Here is a 20,370-nt window from a genome sequence, read left to right as displayed (position 1 = left end):
ACCAATGGTTTCCCCCAAAAATACAAAATATCAAGTGAATATTCATATAGGTGTATAATATTATAAATTGAAATGTATAAAGCAGTCCAAATTACAAATTATTGTTTTATCAAAGAATGCACCTTAGTTTTTCCGTTCTTAAATAATAGTTGCATGAAGTAATAACCTGCAGGAACATCTACAAATACAGAAAGATTCTGTGCATTAGCGTGGACAAAAAGTTCTTTAATAAGGATTCCATTTGATGAAAATAATCGAACGCTATTCACGAATTCATTTTCCGGATTACTTAAAAATATTTGATCTGAAAATGGATTTGGATAAATCGTAATTTGCGATGGGTGGATTTCATTTGAATTGATTATACATCCAGTACCTGGTGTTCGGAAATTTACGATAACAGGTTTGGACGAATATTCAGCACAAACCGTTTTAAATTGTACTTCATATAGACTGCAACTATCCAGTTTTGTTAATTGAATATTTTTCGAATTGGATGTTCCAAACAACCAATCCGAAGAATATAATTTCCTGTATGAATAATAAAAATTATTATTGTTATTATGAGTTACTGAAATATCAGCAGATGTAGGCTCTACTCGATTTATCACCACATCAGAAATTGGATTACAAATGGAGTTGCTTATGAATACACAATAGTCTTCGTATTCTCCAAACTCAATAGATTGAAAACAAGAGAGTGGTGCAGTTTCTGATACTTCTGCATATTTTAAGCAAATGCGCATTCGGGTATAGCCTGTTTTAGCATTTGTAGGTATTGATAGAACATACGATTTTAAAGATTTAAATTTTACAGTTGGCAATGCAAAATTTTCAGCGGAATCAAAAAAGCCATCTTGGTTAAAATCAATCCATGCTGCAATAACAACATTACTCGTATCATTAAAATATCCAGGTTCAAAAGCAAAAGAATAGCTTTTGTTTTTTTCAAATACGTATGTTTGATTGGATCCTACAAAGTTTCCATAACCAATATTGTTTCCGCTTTTGAATCGTTGATTATCCACGTTGATAGCTTCTAGCCATTCTAAATCGCTGGAAGGTCTGAATCGCCTGCAATAGTCCAGCGAACTGCAACTGTTACATCCATCGACATTAAAGAAAAACGGCTCACTTATGGGCGTGATTTTGTTATTACAATAATTATAGGCTCGCAATTCATATTGTGCACAAGGCTCCAGATTTTTTAGTGAAAATTCATGGAGGGGAGTTTGGATAATAAAAGTATCCCATTTTAATGAATTGGTAAGCCTAAGTAAGGTTGTTAATTGGCCAAAGGCGCTTGGGTCTTCAAAGCTAAATTTAATTTCGCTCGTGGATTTATCGATAACTTTAAAATCATATGGGGCTTCACAACAGCCGCTGGTTTTAAATATTCTAATTGGTGAATAGCTATCTGTATATCGCGAACAAGCATTTTTAAATTGCATTTCATATTCAGTGCAGGATTCAAGATGTTCTAATTTTAATACATTTCCAGCATACACAAAGGTGTCTACCCAAACAGAAATATCTTTGATGCGATATCTGAACTTAATAGGATAAATCACAGAAGATTCCCAATTAAATTCTAATGAATTTGGGCTTAAGTTTTGTAAATATACCGGACTTGTATAGAGCAATGCCTGGATGAGATTAAGTGCACCATTAGAAACGGTAATATTTTTTAAACTTTCGTTTGGTTTAACAGAATTGATTAAAATTCGTTTTGCTTCTTTTGCAGCTTCCGGAGGATTGATTTTGGAAAGAGAAGCTAAATTATTACAAGATAATGAATAGAGCAAGGCAATAGCTCCGCTAACTTGTGGTGAAGCTGCACTCGTGCCGCTAAAGGTGCGATATCCATTATTAATATAAGTTGAATAAACAGATTCACCAAAGGCACCAAGGTCTATTGATTTTTTACCAAAACCTGCGTTTGAATCTTTTATGTTTGAATCATTCATATTGGTCACTGCCAATAAAAAATCACTTTCACAAGTTGTAGGTAAATCGCCTTCTATATCAACATCGACATTTTGATTTGTTGTAGAAGCAACATTTAAAATCCCTTCTACACCCAAACTATCGTAAATGGCACACCAAAGTGGGGCATCTTCAGGCCGGGCATTGTCTGTACCCCAGGACGAATTTGTAGCAACTACAAAAGCTCCTTTTTTTCCATTACTTTGATTATATAATCTGCGAAATAATAATGGATATGCATACGATTCCAGGGCATTTGCTTCGTCACCTCCTCCAGCAACAAACATGATTTTAGTGTTCCAGCAAATTCCGCTGATTCCTTTCGAATTATTTCCTCTTGCAGCAGCTAAGCCACAGACTGGGGTTCCATGTTTGCCGGGGTCGAAAATATCATTCCCTTTAAACGTATTCCAACCATGATAATCATCAACATAACCATTTTGATCATCATCTATTGCATTTCCTGGTATTTCTCGAGTATTTAACCATAAATTTTCAACAAGATCTTCATGAGACCATTCCAAACCATCGTCAATTATACAAATCACGATGGTATCTCCTTGATCCGTAAGTCCACCTGTTGTATAATCCCATGCTTTTTCTGAATCAAAATCAGCTTGTGGATTTCTTCCATTGGATCCATCATTGAGATGATGCCATTGAAATGTGAAGAAAGGATCATTGGGTATTGTACGAGGATTAATTAAATGATTTTTTTGAATATTCAGGACTTCTGGCAAATTTTTTATTTCCTCGATTATCTCACTATATTTTATATGAGTGTAATCAAATTCAATTAACCAAATATTCCAGTTAGTAACTAATTTGCGAATCGTTTTTAATTCAGGAATCAATGATTTTGAGCGTTTATGGAGTTGCTTTTGTTTGATGGTTTCCCAATCAGTATCGGACTTCAATTGGACAATAAGTTGCCCTTGTTTATAATTCAAAGATTGGGCAGTCGCACCTTGTGGGATGAAATAAAAAACAAGTAAAAAGCTAAAATAAGTATAAAACAGTTGCTTGATTTGAGAATACATTCGTTTGGTTTACGCCTTTGAAATAGAACACAATATTAGAAAACGTTCGGCATAGGAAAAAATATATTAAACATTTTTCTAATTTGTATACAAATTATATTTATTTGTTATATATTAGCGCTTTATTAGCAATGATATAATTCTGATAACCAAAATTTGAACTATGAAAAAGTTTATCGTTTTCTTATTGGGTTTTACCCTTTTTGCCCCATTTGCTGAACTTTTTTCCCAAACCAGCGATTTAAAGGCAGCCGACAAGCATTTCCAATTAAAAAATTATACATACGCAATGAAAGCTTATGAAGCCATTTTGACTTCTGAGCCAGCGAATACTAAAGTGCTCCCAAATTTGGCTTTGTGTTATAAAAACACTCAAAAATCAGATTTAGCAAAACGAACATTCAGTCGCTTTATTGATCAAACTACAACAGATCCTGAATTACTTTTCGAATATGCTGATTTTCTTAGAAATCAAGGGGAGCATGAACATGCTAAAAAGTATTACCTCAAATATTCAAAACACAATCCGTTAGTAGGCAATTATTTTGCACAATCTTGCGACTATGCCATAATTCAGTTAAAGCAAGCTTCAAACTGTAAATTAAGTAACCTTGAATCCAATACAAAAGATGCTGATTATGCACCCGTTTCTATCGGAGAAGATATCTTGTTTGCCAGTAACCAGGTGAATACAACAGGCATCAAAGCAGGCCATACTGAATTTTTTAAGAGATCAGCAGAATCTAAAACAAATCGCATTAGTCTGAGTGCTTTGCAAGAAGTGTTAAAAAAAGAAGCAAGTGGACTTGGAAATATTTCATATGCCCAAAACGGAACATTGGTAGCTTTTTCTAAATCAAAAGCGGATAAGCAAAGTAATTTAATTAAAGATATAAATGCATTGGAAATTTATTTTGCAGAAGTTGATCACACTGGATCCTGGAAAAATATTCATTCATTTCCATATAACCATTTGCCTGCTTCTTTTGGTTTTCCAAATTTAGCTGATGATGGCAAAACTTTATATTTTGCTTCCAATGAAGCAGGAGGTTTTGGTGGCTATGATTTGTATGTTTCGTATTTAAATCAGGACAAATCCTGGAGTCAACCTCAAAATATGGGCGCTGTTATTAATACTCCGGGTAATGAAATTGCACCGTCTCTCAATGGAAATAATTTGTTTTTTTCTTCTGATTGGCATATAGGTTATGGAGGTTTCGATGTTTTCAAAACTAAAAAACAAGGATTGGTTTGGCAAGATATTCAAAATATGGGCAGCTGTGTCAATTCCACTATGGATGAGTATTATTTTATCATGGATATAAAGGGAGATGCTTATTTCGCTTCCAATAGATTTGGAGGAAAAGGTGCAGAGGATATTTATCAAAGCTTCAAATTAAAACTTCCTAAAGATGCTAAAAATGCTCATTTAATAGATACGGAAATCGGAGATATAGCATTAACCAATCGAGCAAATAGCATAAGTGAAAATAGCAATGCCAATGAAAAAATTATGATTTTTGATGATCCAGCCATTAGCGGAAAACAAGAAGCACAAGCAAATAAATTATATTTTATTCAGATTACTGCTTTATCTAAATATTCTGAGAAGATAATCGATCGCTTTTCTAAATATTCTGTTTATGGGGATGTGTATAGGGTAGAGGCGGATGGTGTTTCTAAAATCAGAATTGGTGCATTTACAGAAGTCAATGAAGCGATTGCTGTATTAAATATATTGAAAAAGAATGGATTGAAAGATGCTTTTATTGTGGCTGATATTATTGAATCAAGCCGCACAACAATGTTGATAAAATCAACTATTAACATTCCAAAGGCAGAGTCAAATAATGAAACAACACCACAAAATCAAACTGCAAATGAAACTGGAAAATACAAAATACGGGTTTCTGAATATAAAGCACCGGATTGGTTTGATGTTAGCAAAATCAGTGATTTAGGTTCCATAGAACATTGGACAAAAGGTGGCTGGACGATTATTGTTTTAGGTAACTTTAATACAGAAAATGCTGCAAAAGATATTATTCTAAAATTGAAAGCACGAGGATTTAAAGAATCCTATATTGTAGTTGAAGAAAATGGAAAGCTGTATCGGTTATAGTTTTATAATCTGATAAAAGATAATAGAGAGCCGTTGTATTTTACTGCGGCTTTTTTTATTTAAATAATCTGGAAAATAGTTGAACTATTGGATTCATAATTAAATTTCATTAGAATTTTAATAGCCAATAGCCTGGAAAAGTTAATTTGTTTTGATAGGCTTTATTTTGCAAGTGGCACACCATTTACTTCGATTAAGGTGTCCATATTATATTTTGCATGAAAATACATCTTCCCGATGGTATCGTATTTCTGGACGGCTCCATGTTTTATGCCATCTTTAAAATTCATGATTAATTGGTACTTTCCATTTTCATAAAAGATAGTATCACCGGATTGTTGTTTATCAGATTCGTAATATTGTATTTCCTGAATCGCTCCTGATTGAAAATAGTAAATACATCTCCCTGTTTGAAGATCATTTTCAAACAAACAAATTGATTTTACTTTACCATCATTATAGTATTCAATCATTTCGCCCTCTTTCTTATGGTCAATAAGATTGGTTTTGCGCATAACAGAACCATTCGGATAATATTTTAAGTCTTGTGATTTTTTACCTTGACATGCTGAGAAAAGATTTATAATAAATACGATAATTAATAGATAAAAAAGAGTTCTCATTTTATTTTGATTTAAAACTGTAAAATTAAGATGAATTCAATGAAAGAATCCTTGTTTTATAATTTATCAAAGAAAAAAGGCTGACGGTTTAGGTCAGCCTTTTACTATACAATAAAAAACAGTAATTTATTTTTTCCAAGGTAATTTGTTTACGGCTCTTCCGATTTTAGTTCCAAAGTTTACTCCTTCATCACAGTCCATTCTCCAATGTACACCTAATAATACACGAGACCATGCGTTTTCTTGAGCCATTTCATAAAGGCTTCCAAAACTACGAGGTTTGCCTTCAAAATCTGTTCTATTTTCATGACATTTATCGGTCATTGCATAAGCATAGCCAAATACACTTGCTAAAGCTTCAGCACCAGCTGCACCCATGGTTGAGTGACCAGAAGGATAAGCAGGAAATGGTGGTGTAAATCCTACATCACCCGTAAGCGGGTTGTTTAGATTTACTTTATAATTTGGATCAATCACTTTTAAAATATAAGTTACGGGACGTTCTACATTGTATAAATATTTAGAATGCCAAGCACCAACAGCTGCATCACTTAAAGCCATACCAGTTTTTGCATAAGCAACCAAAGCAGTCTCTAAATCTGATTTTTCAGCTTCAATAATTTGATTTGCAATAGCAATCCAACGAGGACCAGGACTAAATGTAAGATTTAATAAATCATCACTCCAGAATTCACCTACCCATTTAGTATTGTAACTTGTTGCGGCACTTTTAGTATAAACCTGTAATGCCTGTGAATAATATTCTGAATTTGGATTTTCACTATACTGCATGTAATATGCAGAAGGTGGCAAACATACTTTTTCAGTTTCTGTAATTGCAAACGTACGTGCTTTTCCATAAACAGAGCCCATGGGCTTTGTCGGTCCAGGAACTGTAGGTTTCCAATCACCCGCACCTCTGTAATGCGCTGCCCAATCGTAGGTACCAAAAGGATCTTTATAATGGTCATGACCAACAGGATCTGTTGTTGACCAATTCCATACTGCTAAACCAACTTCTTGACCATATGTTTTTGAAGCTTCATAAATACCTTTTTCAACTTCTGATGAAAATTTAGCATTAAAAGTATTTATTAATGCTTCCACACGAATTCTAACATCAGATCTGATATCTGGGAAAAACTTTGGGATCATGGTGGTATAAATAGAATGTACAACTGTTGGCCAATGATAGGTTTGACCAGAAGCGACATTTGGAATATTTACCCCAGGATATCTTGTTTCTAAGGAATTATAATCTGGCATACCAGTAACACAAGCTTCGTAACATGCAAGCCCCATAAGGCCTAAAGAACGAGGTGCAGGGCCTGGTCTGTAACCAGCTGCATAACGCTCTATGTCGAGGAAGATTTTATTCCATTCCAAAGGAACGGATGCGTTGAATTCGGAAGCCTTTCCAGTTTCACTTGTTGTTTTGTTATCATCCTTACTACAGGAACTAACAAAATAAATAAGTCCTATGGCAAAGGCGAATAATTGAAAAGCTTGTCTGATTTTCATAGAATTTTAATTTAGATATATAATTTTGAACAAAGGTAATTTACCTATTTAGCCAGGGACTTAAGATCTATTTAGAATTACATTAGAATATCCTTAGAATTCTGTTTAAATTTGGAATATTTAGGGTTCCAATTAGATATTTGACTAAAGCTCTCAAAGGATCGATGAAAGTACTACTGATTGAAGATGAAGTTAAAGCTATTGAAGCACTAAAACAAGGTTTTCAAGAACACCAAATTATAGTTGATGTTGCATATGATGGACAAGCAGGCCTCCAAATGGCTGAAATGAATCTATACGACGTGATTATTTCTGACATTATTGTACCTTATGTGAATGGTTTTGAACTCGTAAAACGACTGCGTTCTAAACATAATTTAACCCCAATTATTTTACTTACAGCTTTAACCGGTGCAGACAATACAGTAGAAGGACTGGAAGCTGGCGCGGATGATTATATGGTCAAACCATTTGAGTTTAAAGAATTATTAGCAAGGCTTAAGGCATTAGCAAGAAGAGGAAAGGACCGGCCTCAACCGCATCAGATTTTACAGTTTGCTGATATAAAAATGGATATTGATGCAAAAGAGCTATATCGATCAAAAAAGAAAATTGACTTAACCCCTAAGGAATTTGCATTATTAGAATATTTTATCCGACATCAGGGGCGAGTGATTTCTAAAGCCGAAATTGCTGAAAAGGTATGGGACATCAATTTCGATACGAACACGAATATGATAGAGGTCTATATAAATTATTTAAGAAATAAAATTGACCGCCCTTTTGAAAAAAAGTTAATCCATACGATTTTTGGTTCAGGCTATATTTTTAAGATGGATTAATTGATTTTTATCAACTATTTCCTTATTTTTATCATTTTACCTAGATTCTTAATTAGTCCAGAAAAATGCAAATTAGACGCAGACTTACCATCCAATTTATTCTGATTGTTGCTATCATCATGGTATTTGCACTGGTTTTTATTCATTTGGAATTTAAAAACCAGATACGAGATGATTTTTATAGTAGTCTGAAGTCCAAAGCAATTATGACTGCAGATATGATCGTTGGTCAAACTATACGTTATACAGACTCCAGTCAAGAGTTTTCTCAGATCCCGGAATTGCCTGTGTATACAGAAAATATTACCATTTATAATCAGGAGAATCAACGCATTTATAGTTTTAATCCTGCTCCAAATAATCTTTCAGAATCTACGATTAATGAAATCCGAAATAGTGGAGAATCGCGATTTACCAAAAACCACTATGATGCTTTGGGTTTAATTTACAAGGATAAAAAAAATATTCCTTATGTAGTTGTAGCAGAAGCCGTTTTTAAACCAGAGCATTTAAGTGATTTAAATAATATTTTAATGATTGTATTTATATTATTTATTTTATTTGTGGCGGTTGGAGGTTGGATATTTGCAGGTCAGGCTCTCGAACCGGTGAATCAAATAATGAATCAGGTAGATGAAATTTTGCCAACAGATATGAGCCATCGGTTAAAAGCGTTTAACCAAAATGATGAACTTTCCAGGCTTGTTATTACGTTTAATAAATTGTTGGATCGCATCCAAAAAGCATTTACGACCCAGAAATTGTTTCTGTCTAATATTTCACATGAGCTTAAAAATCCTTTGAGTGTGATCATTAGCCAAATAGAAGTTGCACTGCAAAAAGACCGAACAGAATATCAATATAAGGAGACGCTAGCTTCTGTTTTAGATGATGTTAAAAATCTTGATGAAGTGTCTAATAAATTAATGCAATTAGCCAGAATTAATTCAGATAATGATGTAATTGATTTCCAAAATATCAGAATTGATGAACTTCTTTGGCAAGTAAAAGCGAATTTAATTAAATCACATCCTGAGTATAAAATTTATTTTGAAATTTTGAATTTGCCTGAGGATGAAGGCAGTCTTCAAATTAAAGCAAATGAGCATTTAATCAAAACCGCATTATTGAATTTAATGGATAATGGTTGTAAATACAGTCCGGATCATAGAGTACAATTGCGGCTTTCATATAGCAATAGTATAGGTGTTCAACTTGAAATTGAAGACAATGGTCCAGGTATCCGGGATGAAGATATGCCCTATATTTTCGAACCTTTTTATAGAAGCCCTAAAACAGCAGCCATTAGAGGATCTGGAATTGGATTATCATTGGTATCCAGTATTTTGAAAATTCATAAAATTAATTTAGAGGTAACGCGTCCTGTAAAACAAGGAACTATTTTTAAATTGATTTTTAATGATTATGCACATGTAAAGAAGGACTCTACTTATCAAGAATCGAAGCGCAACAAAGATACTGTTCCAGACTTGCAATTTAATTAGGAGTATTTGTCATGGTGAAATTTATATTATAAACATTAGAATTCTGACTTAAAATAATTGTGTGGTTGTAAAAAATAATACATATCAGCTTAGGACTTCTAAACTATTTTGGTCAAGTATCTTATTGCTTTTTATTTTAACAGGCGTATTCTTTTTTGATAAATATAATTCTGAAAGGAGGAAAAATTCAAAAACAAATCAATTGGTTTTAGATTGGAATGAATTTTTTCTTGAAGCAGACCGATTTTCTGAAGGCTATCGAAGTCCGATTACTGCAAGGACTTTCGGTTATATTGGACTTGCTGCATATGAAGCAGCCCTTCCTGGACTTTCAACAGGGATGAAATCTGCAGCCGAAGTGCTGCCAGGTTTTACAAGTTTATCGTACCCAAGTTCCAAGGAATTTAATATACAAGTATCCTTAAACGCATGTTATAAAGAACTCTTTGATAAATTTTATTTAACAGCCCCCGAATCAATAATCCAAAAAGCATCTCAGATTTTTAATCAATGGAATGAAAACCATATTGATAAACTTGCTCCAGCAGTATATAATGCTTCTATGGAATATGGTTTTAATATAGCAAATATAGTTTATGACTATTCAACCACAGATACCGTAGGCAATCAAGCCTATCTTCACATTTATGAAAAGCATTACCGGCCAGATACCGGACAAGGTTGTTGGAAAATTTCTGAAGATTTTCCAATGCCACCATTATTGCCTTCCTGGGGTAAAGTGCGGACTTTTATTATAAATGTAAATGATTTTATTGCGAAACCCTTACCAGAATATTCCTTGTCGCCGAATTCCTTATTCTATACGGAAGCACTTGAAGTTTTGACCATTAGTTCGCCCCTTTCTTTTGAAAATAGATGGATAGCTGAATTTTGGAGCGATGATCATCCGGGTCTTACATTTACTCCTTCAGGTCGTTGGATTGCTATAACCAATCAAGTGATTGAAAAGCAAATGCCAGTTATTGAGAAAACAATGGAAACCTATTTAAAAGTAGGATTTGTACTTGCGGATGCCGGAATCGCTTGTTGGAATTCTAAATATTTGTATAATTTGGAAAGACCAGAACAATATATCCATAAGGTATTTGATAAAAATTGGCAACCTCACTTTCATACGCCACCTTTTCCTTCATACCCATCAGGCCACTCAATTTTTGGTGCTGCAGTAGCAGAAATCTTGACACAATTATACGGTAGCAACTATGAAATGCTTGATAATTGTCACAAAGGGAGAGATGAATTTATGAGCAATCCCAGACCCTTCCATTCATTCTATGAAATGGCATTTGAAAATGGCTTTTCAAGAATATCACTAGGTGTTCACTTCCGTATGGATGTGCAAGAAGGACTCCGACTTGGCTTTTTAGTGGGCAAGAAAATATGCTTAATTGATTTAAGAAAAGATGGATTTACATATCAATAATCCTTTTTTTTAAGATTTTTTTCACTGCTATTTTGTGTAAGAGCTTCAGACACTTTAAATGGAATGTAGTATCTTTACTTCATCTATGTTATTCAATAGAAGGGTGCAGAAATTTAATAGTGGTAATCGCAGGTATTCTAATTTTTATTTAGATCCCTTTTTTAGCCTTTGCATTTCCTTATTAATTTTGTGCTCAAGTATGAATAACTTAATATCCTTTGGATTTTTTAAGTTAAACCAAAATAGAATCGAATTGGAAGCTTGTGTAAACAAGTATAAGCCTTCAAAGAAATGTCATGGTAAATGTTATTTGAAAAAGAAACTTCAGGAACAACAAAATCAAACTAAAAATCCATTTCATGAAAGCAACCAAATGAAGTTGGATCATTTCTATATGCCGGTTGAATTAATTTTAAAACAACCCGCTGTTCTTTATAGCGTTCAAACCACTTACAAAGCCGATGAAGCCTTATCAAATGGCTTTCTCCTGGCTTTAGAGCACCCACCGGATGGTTTCGCATTCGTTTAAGTAGGAACCTTATTTTTTATAAAATTTATTTTTATGAGCAGGAAGACATTTTTTCTCACTGTGTCATTTATTATCATATCAAAACTCTGTTTTGCTTGTGATATTTGTGGATGCAACATCGCTAACCATGGTATTGGCATATTAAATTCAATAGATAATAGTTTAATTTCTTTAAGATGGGGTCAATCTCAATTTAAAGGAAATTCAAATGCAAAAGCTAAGGATTATTTTAATGTTGCAGAACTAGCCGCAACCTACAAGGTAAGTTCAAGCTTGAAATTGTCGGCTTATATTCCATATCATTACAATTTAAGAAAGACCCAAAGTACAAATCAATCGATTCAAGGGATTGCAGATTCAAAAGTTAGTGCTACATGGATTATAGTGAATCCACCAGAAACTGAAAAGTCCACTCAGATTTACTTTGAGACTTCAATGGGCATTAAATTACCAACAGGGAAGTATAGACCATCAATACACAATCTCGAACTTCCAGAAAATTTTAACATTGGAAATGGAAGTTGGGGATTTGCTTTGAATCCTGCATTGATAGTGAAGCATAAAACAATGGGTGTTTTATTATCAGGAGATTACTTATACCAGACAGCATCCAGGTCTGCATATAAATTTGGAAACCAATTTCAAACGCAGTGTCTTGTGTATTGGGAAAAAAATTTATTAAATGAATTTAAATGCATTCCTTATTTAGGATTTTATGGCGAATGGGCCGGAACCGATCAGTATGCCAATGATCAAAAAGTAGAAGGAACAGGCGGAAATGGCAAATTTTTCGTGGGGGGCTTGAATGTGAAATTTCAGGAGTGGATGCTTGGATTGTCTTTTGCGAAGCCGTTTTCCCAGAATTATTCAAATGGTGAAACCCGTATCATCAATAAATTTTCAACACAAATTTCTTATTTTTTTTAATTTCTAAAATTTAAAGCAATGAAAAATATATTTATATTCTTATCCTTTTTATTAATTTTTAGTTGGGCATGTAGCGATCATGATGATGATAATTTAGTGTATGATTATCATGCACATATTGAAGCACCAGACAATGCGGCTAAGTTTTTAGGTGATAGCATGGAGATTCACATTAATTTTGAAAGTCACAAAGGAGAGACTGTACATCACATTAATGTGCGTATTTTTAATAAAGCTACGAATGCTGAAATTTATAATAAACCTTCAAGTGCTCATGTCGACGATCCAAGTGGAGAATATCAATTTAAAGATGCGATATTGCTTTCAGGCAACTCTGGATTTGTGGCAAATACAAGCTATGTTTTAGAAGCTAAGGTCTGGGGTCATGAAGATTTTGTGGAATTACAATCCAGTAAAGTCGAATTTTTAGTAAAATAAATTGCCTCTAAAATCGAGACTTTAAAATGGGACTCATTCGGTATTCCATTTTAAAGTCTCTTTTTTATTTAGATAGTGCAAAGTCAACGGCTGCTTTGCAATGGATGATACTCGTGTCAAATATTTTAGTTGGGCAATTTTTGGGGTCGATCAGTAAGCCAATTTCGGTGCATCCAAAAACAATGCCCTGGCAACCATTCGCAATAAGCAATTCAATAATTTCCAGATATCGTATTCTGGTTTCTTGAAGAAATACACCTTTTGTTAATTCATCAATTATTGAGCTGTGTATAAAATTTCTGTCTTGACTTTCTGGAATTAAAACTTCGATATTTTGTTTTACTAATTTAGCTTTAAAAAATTCTTGTTCCATAGTTAGTTTAGTTCCCAATAGACCAACTTTGCTTATTTGATTCAAGGATATTTCTTTCGCTGTTTCAGTGGCAATATGAAGGAGTGGTATGTTGAGTTTCTGTTCAATATGATCTGCAACTAGATGAGGAGTATTTGAACAAATTAAGTTACAATCAGCGCCAGCTTTTTGAAGATTGATTCCAATGTTAACCAATAAGGCTGCCATGGCATCCAACGAATTCGCATTTTGAAGTGGCCGAAAATCATGAAAATCTAACGAATGCAAAAGTAATTTTGCAGTGTGTTCACCTTGGGTTAAATCTTGAATACATTGATTAATTGTTTGATAGTATAGTGCGGTAGAATACCAACTTAACCCTCCAATAAGACCTAATGTTTTCATATTCTTTTTAGGATTGGTTTTAATTAAATCTCCATTTTATTTCTTAATAGTAATTCTAATTTAGCTTTAACGATTGGCCATTCTTCTTTAAGTATACTAAAATATGCTGAACTTCTATAGCTGCCATCTTCTTTTAATATATGTTGTCGGATAACACCTTCGTAAATTCCGCCAATTTTTTCAATTGCCTTTCTGGATCGAATATTATCATGTTGTGTTTTTAATTGTACGCGGTTTACAGCTAAATTTTCAAAACAAAATTTTAACAAGGCCAATTTACAGTCAAAATTAATTGCTGTAGCCCAATATTTTACTTGTAACCAGGTTCCTCCGATTTCTAGTCTATTATCCTGTTTGGACATATCCATCAGACGTGTTGAACCAATAATTCTTGCGCTCGGTTTATGATAAATTATAAACGGGTATTCTTCGTTTTTTTCTTTTTTTTCCAAAACAGCATGATATACTTCAATAAATCTTGATTCAACTGCCCAATTCCCAAGATAAAATTCCCAAATTTTTGGATCTGTTGCTATTTTACAGAGCTCTGGTAGATGTGCTTTTTCCAACGGAACTAAATCTATTAATTCGCCTGTTAATATTGTAGGATCTGGAATCCATTTTGGATTTATCATATATTTTAAATATTTGATATCATTGTAATGTAATGGAGTAGACAAAGATAGGATTCATGACAAATTAATGATTATTGGGTAAATTAGTATGAAACTTAAAATCAATGAATTGCATTGATATTTACTTTTTGAATTCCTTTTAGATGCACTTCTATGTGCCTGTCATGTGCTTTTATTTCATATTCACTTATAATTTCTAAGATGTCATAATCAATAAAATTAGATTCACTTCCATCGATGGTCAATAAACTGTAAGCAGGTATTTGATCCAGGGTTTTTCTTAAGTTTACCTTATTTAAAAAGGTAACATTACTATTTAACTTGATATAATTAACCTCAGTTTCATGTTGTTTTGTTTTTGTTATTTTGTATTCCGCTTTAAAATTATTTTGAACAATAAAATAAATTGAAATTAATAAACCGATACTTACGCCTATTAATAAATCGGTTAGTAAAATGATAAGAATTGTTAGAATAAAAGGAATAAACTGTTTCCATCCTAAACTCCACATATTGAAAAATAATTTGGGTTTGGTAAGATTATACCCAGTAATTAATAAGATTGCAGCGAGTGATGCAAAGGGGATCATGCATAGGATAAATGGAATTAAGATTACAGCCAGCAATAAAAACAAGCCGTGGGTAAAAGCAGATAGCTTTGTGCGACCACCTGCATCTGCATTTGCAGAACCTCTTACAACAACAGCGGTCATGGGAATTGCACCTAAAAGTCCACAAGTAATATTTCCAATCCCTTGTGCAATTAATTCCCTGTTTACAGGTGTAATCCGATTGTGCTTATCCAGTTTATCAACAGCTTCAACACAAAGTAAAGTTTCTAAAGTTGCCAATAATCCGATGATCATTCCATCTTTCCAAATTTTTTCATTTATAAAAAACTGAGTAAGATCCGGGAAGACAATTTCTTTAAAAATATTACCAGGTATATTGACTAATTGAGAAGAATTTAAAGCGAACGTAGGTAAGATATTTATGAAAATAATGTGCGTTATAATTCCAATTAAAACAATCATTAAAGTTGTTGGAATTATTTTGATCTTTTTAATTTTAGGGCTTTGTAATACAATATACATTGTAATTGAAATAATGCTAATTGTGATGGCTCCTATCGTAATATGATGGGTAAAGATTTTGAAATTTCCTAAAACATTTTTTGAAGAAAACAAAGAAGTGAAGCCACTCGTCCAAAAATCTGGTTGGTCATATCCTATGGCTAATGGAATTTGTTTTGATATTAGGATTATACCGATAGCTGCAAGCATTCCTTTTATTACGGAGGATGGAAAATAATTTGCAATGGATCCTAATTTTAGAATCCCAAGAATGAGCTGAAACAGACCTGCAATAATTACCGTTAATAAAAATATTTTATAGTCACCTAAAGCAAGTATTGAACCGGCAACCACTGTTGTTAATCCGGCGGCCGGACCCGAAACACCCAATGGAGATCCACTTATTAGAGAAACAACCAGACCTCCTATAATTCCGGATAAAAGTCCTGCATAAAGTGGAGCGCCTGATGCCAATGCAATGCCTAAACATAATGGAAGGGCTACAAGGAAAACAGAAAGTCCTGCAGCAAGATCATATTTTAGCCATATGATTTGGTAGTATTTTAGTTGACGTTTCAAGGATTAATTTATCTAAATTTAGTATGAATGTTACAAGATATTATTTTATATTTTTTATTTTGAATGTAAATTTTAGATAATTTAGATTTATCAAGTTGTAATTTCAGATTCTACTAATTTTTTGATTTCAATTAATATTGGATTCCAAGCTTCTCCTTTGTTATAAGACTCCTGATATCGCCTTTCTCCATCTTCAACTTTGGTATAATCACCCTGTGTAACCGTAAGCTGTGTATGATCATCTTTTTCAATTAATTCATAAGTTACATTCAGATAGTTTTCAGGTAAGTCTGGAATCAATGGATTGTTCGGATCAAATACAGTATACTTTAAAAGTCGGTTTGGTTGTATTTCAAGAATAAATCCTTTTACAAAAATGATGTCATTTCCTTCCTGTTGTCCTATCCACAATAAGCTATCCCCTATATTCCAATTTGAAACTGTTTTGCATCCAAACATATATTTTTGTGTTTGGTCTGGATCGGTTAAAGCACTCCAAACTTTTGAAAGAGATGCTTTAATTATTATTTGATTTGTAATGAATGCTTGCATTTTTAGAATTGATTGAACGATAAGAAATTATTTACAAAAACAAAGTAAGCGTTTATTATTGAATGGTTTCTCCAAGTCCGGCATAAATATAATTGCTGCCATAAATATCTTTTAATATTTTAAACGCCAAATGGCCAGTGCAGTGTGCAGGTGCCACTCGATTTACCTGTAAGTCATCCTTAATCTGTGTTGCGAGTTGAAGTGTTTGTTTTCTGTCGAATGGTATCATATGAAATCCGCCATAAACCAAATCTAAAGGTTCCTTTAAGAAATCTTTTGATTGCTTAATTATTTTTTCAACTCCTGTATGTGAACAACCGACTATTAATACCTGACCTTTTGCAGTTTTCATAGACAGCGAAAGTTCTGGTAAATTGGTGTTTTTACATGCATTTTCAGAATGTTCAAATTGACCTTCCACAAAGCTTTTATTGGGATAGCATGAAAAATAGCCCATATATTCAGCTGCGCTTGCAATAAGTGTTAATCCAGGAAGGATTTCTTTTGATGATTTTACAAATTCAATATTGGCATTCCAGAATCGTCCAGATTGTTGAATTGTAAATTTGGTATTGGCGCCATTAAAATATTGCATATAGATTGGTAGGGAGTCCTTGACGTTTGCTTCTTGACCGCTTGCATCAAAGGGCACAGGAGCGCCCCAAAAAATATCATATGGGAAATAAATTTTAACATTTGGATTGACTTTTAATAAATAGTCGAGTCCATTTAAATGATCAAAATGTCCATGAGAGACAATTGTAATGTCAACTTTACTTAAATCTATTTGCAACCGATCGATATTTTTTTGAAAAATTGTTGCATTACTTCCCGCATCAAAAAGGATGGTTTTACCATTATATTTGGTGATGCAAGAAAATCCAAAATCTTTAATTAGGTTTGAGTCTTTACTAAAGGCATCATACAAATTTAAGATTTGGCCTTCTTCAAGGTTCCGATATAGATTTGACGGTACATTTGTTTGGAAGAAACTTACTAAAAGCAATAGGTAGATTAAGAGATTCATAAAAGAAACTTTTTAGAATTATTGTCAATCCAATGAGCAGTTTAAAATTAAGGAGAATTTTGTTATTGCTGGTAAAATTGCAAATAAGATTTTTAGGATACCTTCATTTTGGGTATTCAGAATTTTGTTAGAACCCTTAATAGCTTATTGAATTTTGATTCCGTTATGCTGTGAATAGGAAATCTTTTTGAATTCATATTTTCAAGTTATCAAAATGCAAATTAGGAATGCTAAAAATCGATTGTCTTTAGGATTTAGTCAGGTTCGTAAGATATGAAATTTAGGAATGCTTTAAAAGCGGTTGGTTAAATAATTTGTTTTAAATATGGACCGATTTATAGCCAGGGATAATCAAATGTATTTCGTTTTTGAAAACCTGAGATTGACAGTTATTTGCAATTTTTTGAGTAGTCCTGACGAGGGACTAAATTAGGACCATGAAATGCTGGCAGGAATGTTACATAAAGTAATATCCGGTATCCTGATACTGGTACTAAATTTAACCATTGCTGTTTTTTGAATCATTAAATCTATCTAAGAAATCTAAATGGGTCTAAGATGGGAAGTATTTATTTGTTAGGAAAGAATATGAAGATCGATCGTAAATAGTCATTACGGATTTTATAAAGGGCATATTCCACAATAAAGTTGGAAGCTAGTATTTAGATTAAATGAATAAAAAAATAAGGAAGGAAATTATGCTTCCACCATTTCTGTTTTGCGCTGTGCTTTTTTACGATCGTTTTCGTCTAGAATGATTTTTCTTAAACGAATAGATTTTGGAGTCACTTCTACGTATTCATCTTCCTGAATATATTCTAATGCTTCTTCTAGGGAGAAATTTACTTTCGGAACAATATGTAAGGTGCCATCAGAACCAGAGGCACGCATATTGGTTAATTTTTTTCCTTCTACAATATTTACAACTAAATCACCTGGGCGGATTTGTTCACCGAGTATTTGTCCTACATATACTTGTTCGCCAGGTTCAATAAAAAATCTACCTCGATCTTGTAAATATCCAATTGAATATCCGGTTGCCATACCTGGAAGTTTGGAAACGATGACTCCATTTGACCTTGAAGGGATATTGCCTTTCCAGGCCTGGAATTCTTTAAATCGATGTCCGATTATAGCTTCTCCGGCAGATGCAGTTAATAAACTATTTCTAATGCCAATGAGTCCGCGGGAAGGAATTTGAAATTCGATATGAATCAAATCTCCACGTGTTTCCATAACGAGCATTTCACCTTTTCTTTGACTGACTAATTCAATTACTTTTCCAGAAAATTCTTCCGGTACATCAATGGTCATTACCTCAATTGGTTCGCTTTTTACACCTTCAATTTCCTTTATAATTACTCTTGGTTGGCCAACCTGCAATTCATAACCTTCTCTTCGCATGGTTTCAATCAAGATCGCTAAATGCAATATTCCTCTACCAAAAACCAACATAGATTCAGGACTCTCTGTATCTTCTAATCGGAGGGCTAGATTTTTTTCAAGCTCTTTTTCTAATCGCTCCCGAATATGTCTGGATGTTACAAATTTTCCCTCTTTACCAAAAAACGGTGAATTGTTGATGGTGAACAACATCGAAATAGTGGGTTCATCAACTTGAATTGGAATAAGACCTTCAGGATTTTCAAAATCGGCAATCGTATCGCCAATTTCAAAATCTTCAAGTCCAAAAACTGCACAAATATCACCAGCTTCAGCACGTTCTACTTTGACTTTACCCAGGCCTTCAAAAGTATATAATTCTTTAATTCTTGATTTCATTATAGAACCATCCCTTTTTACTAAAGAAACGGGTTGGTTTATCCGAATTCCTTCACGCAAAATTCTACCAATGGCTATTCTTCCGATGTATGAAGAATAGTCAAGACTGCTTATCATCATCTGTAAGTTACCTTCTGGAATTACAGGAGCCGGTATAAATTCAATAATGGCATCTAAAAGAGCAGTAATATCTTCCGTAGGGGTTTTCCAGTCTGTACTCATCCAGCCTTGTTTGGAAGAGCCATAAATCGTTGGAAAATTTAATTGATCTTCTGTAGCCTCAAGATTAAAGAAAAGCTCAAAAACATGATCATGTACTTCTTCAGGACGACAATTTGGTTTATCTACTTTATTAATAACAACAATTGGCTTTTTACCAAGACTTAAAGCTTTTTGTAAAACAAATCTTGTTTGTGGCATAGGTCCTTCAAAGGCATCTACCAATAATAAGACACCATCAGCCATATTCAAAACCCGTTCTACTTCTCCTCCAAAATCTGCGTGACCAGGGGTATCAATAATGTTGATTTTAATATCTTTATATCTTACAGAAACATTTTTTGCCAAAATAGTAATGCCTCGTTCACGTTCTAACTCATTATTATCGAGAATTAATTCACCAGTTTCCTGATTATCGCGAAATAATTTGGTTTGATGTAAAATCTTATCAACCAAGGTAGTTTTTCCGTGGTCAACGTGGGCAATAATGGCAATATTTCTGATAGCCTGCATAAAATATACTTTTTCGATTGCAAAATTAACTCTAAAAATGGCTCCATTTTATCCTTTCAGAATGGATAACATATTATTTACAATTAATAATAAATTGATTATATATTAAATAATATTTAATATGTTTGATTTAAACGCATTGTTTTCTATACCTAAAACATAAATGCATACTTAATTAACGAATATAAATGTAATTAGTTGATTTTCAGCAAAATATAAATTTAACAACTTTTTTAAAAAAAACTTCACATTTAAG

Annotated in this window: 16 protein-coding genes; 7 read left to right on the top strand and 9 right to left on the bottom strand. The window is 33.2% G+C overall.

Annotated features, from left to right (window positions below):
* Positions 1 to 98: 98 nt before the first annotated feature.
* On the bottom strand, positions 99 to 3,026 hold the full coding sequence (locus IPO86_13645; GenBank protein ID MBK9729149.1) for a S8 family peptidase: 2,928 nt from the start codon (positions 3,024 to 3,026) through the stop codon (positions 99 to 101).
* Positions 3,027 to 3,189: 163 nt separating this feature from the next.
* Here IPO86_13645 and IPO86_13640 point away from each other — a divergent pair, with 163 nt between their 5' ends.
* On the top strand, positions 3,190 to 5,148 hold the full coding sequence (locus IPO86_13640; protein ID MBK9729148.1) for a PD40 domain-containing protein: 1,959 nt from the start codon (positions 3,190 to 3,192) through the stop codon (positions 5,146 to 5,148).
* Between the two features lie 161 nt (positions 5,149 to 5,309).
* Here the strand turns inward: IPO86_13640 and IPO86_13635 are convergent, their stop codons facing one another.
* Both IPO86_13635 and IPO86_13630 read right to left on the bottom strand, forming a co-directional pair.
* On the bottom strand, positions 5,310 to 5,771 hold the full coding sequence (locus IPO86_13635) for a hypothetical protein (GenBank protein ID MBK9729147.1): 462 nt from the start codon (positions 5,769 to 5,771) through the stop codon (positions 5,310 to 5,312).
* Positions 5,772 to 5,897: 126 nt separating this feature from the next.
* Positions 5,898 to 7,292: a vanadium-dependent haloperoxidase gene (locus IPO86_13630; GenBank protein ID MBK9729146.1), complete on the bottom strand. Its 1,395-nt coding sequence runs from the start codon at positions 7,290 to 7,292 to the stop codon at positions 5,898 to 5,900.
* A gap of 164 nt (positions 7,293 to 7,456) precedes the next feature.
* Here IPO86_13630 and IPO86_13625 point away from each other — a divergent pair, with 164 nt between their 5' ends.
* The 6 genes from IPO86_13625 (at position 7,457) to IPO86_13600 (ending at position 12,977) form a co-directional block, all read left to right on the top strand.
* Complete coding sequence (locus tag IPO86_13625; protein ID MBK9729145.1) at positions 7,457 to 8,134, top strand: response regulator transcription factor; 678 nt, start codon at positions 7,457 to 7,459, stop codon at positions 8,132 to 8,134.
* 65 nt (positions 8,135 to 8,199) lie between these two features.
* Complete coding sequence (locus IPO86_13620) at positions 8,200 to 9,639, top strand: hypothetical protein (GenBank protein ID MBK9729144.1); 1,440 nt, start codon at positions 8,200 to 8,202, stop codon at positions 9,637 to 9,639.
* A gap of 61 nt (positions 9,640 to 9,700) precedes the next feature.
* Positions 9,701 to 11,083: a vanadium-dependent haloperoxidase gene (locus IPO86_13615; GenBank protein MBK9729143.1), complete on the top strand. Its 1,383-nt coding sequence runs from the start codon at positions 9,701 to 9,703 to the stop codon at positions 11,081 to 11,083.
* A 199-nt stretch (positions 11,084 to 11,282) separates the two neighbouring features.
* Positions 11,283 to 11,612, top strand: a complete 330-nt coding sequence (locus IPO86_13610; GenBank protein ID MBK9729142.1) for a hypothetical protein — start codon at positions 11,283 to 11,285, stop codon at positions 11,610 to 11,612.
* Positions 11,613 to 11,645: 33 nt separating this feature from the next.
* A complete protein-coding gene (locus IPO86_13605; GenBank protein MBK9729141.1) occupies positions 11,646 to 12,539 on the top strand; it encodes a hypothetical protein in 894 nt (297 codons plus the stop codon).
* Positions 12,540 to 12,557: 18 nt separating this feature from the next.
* The gene (locus IPO86_13600; protein MBK9729140.1) at positions 12,558 to 12,977 is read left to right on the top strand and encodes a hypothetical protein; all 420 of its coding nucleotides are present in this window, start codon (positions 12,558 to 12,560) and stop codon (positions 12,975 to 12,977) included.
* A gap of 64 nt (positions 12,978 to 13,041) precedes the next feature.
* Here the strand turns inward: IPO86_13600 and IPO86_13595 are convergent, their stop codons facing one another.
* From IPO86_13595 to typA, 6 genes are all read right to left on the bottom strand, one after another.
* A complete protein-coding gene (locus tag IPO86_13595) occupies positions 13,042 to 13,734 on the bottom strand; it encodes an aspartate/glutamate racemase family protein (GenBank protein MBK9729139.1) in 693 nt (230 codons plus the stop codon).
* Positions 13,735 to 13,757: 23 nt separating this feature from the next.
* Positions 13,758 to 14,369 (bottom strand): GNAT family N-acetyltransferase, encoded by a 612-nt coding sequence (locus IPO86_13590; protein ID MBK9729138.1) that lies wholly within the window; start codon positions 14,367 to 14,369, stop codon positions 13,758 to 13,760.
* Between the two features lie 101 nt (positions 14,370 to 14,470).
* On the bottom strand, positions 14,471 to 16,021 hold the full coding sequence (locus IPO86_13585) for a SulP family inorganic anion transporter (GenBank protein MBK9729137.1): 1,551 nt from the start codon (positions 16,019 to 16,021) through the stop codon (positions 14,471 to 14,473).
* Positions 16,022 to 16,111: 90 nt separating this feature from the next.
* Positions 16,112 to 16,573, bottom strand: coding sequence for an SRPBCC domain-containing protein (locus IPO86_13580; protein MBK9729136.1), 462 nt, complete (start codon positions 16,571 to 16,573; stop codon positions 16,112 to 16,114).
* Between the two features lie 55 nt (positions 16,574 to 16,628).
* Complete coding sequence (locus tag IPO86_13575) at positions 16,629 to 17,600, bottom strand: MBL fold metallo-hydrolase (protein ID MBK9729135.1); 972 nt, start codon at positions 17,598 to 17,600, stop codon at positions 16,629 to 16,631.
* A 696-nt stretch (positions 17,601 to 18,296) separates the two neighbouring features.
* Positions 18,297 to 20,114, bottom strand: coding sequence for a translational GTPase TypA (typA, locus tag IPO86_13570; GenBank protein ID MBK9729134.1), 1,818 nt, complete (start codon positions 20,112 to 20,114; stop codon positions 18,297 to 18,299).
* Positions 20,115 to 20,370: the final 256 nt, after the last annotated feature.

The organism is Saprospiraceae bacterium (genome assembly GCA_016717265.1).
In the GTDB taxonomy this organism is placed as follows: Bacteria; Bacteroidota; Bacteroidia; order Chitinophagales; family Saprospiraceae; genus Vicinibacter.
This window is presented reverse-complemented; position numbering and strand designations above follow the sequence as displayed.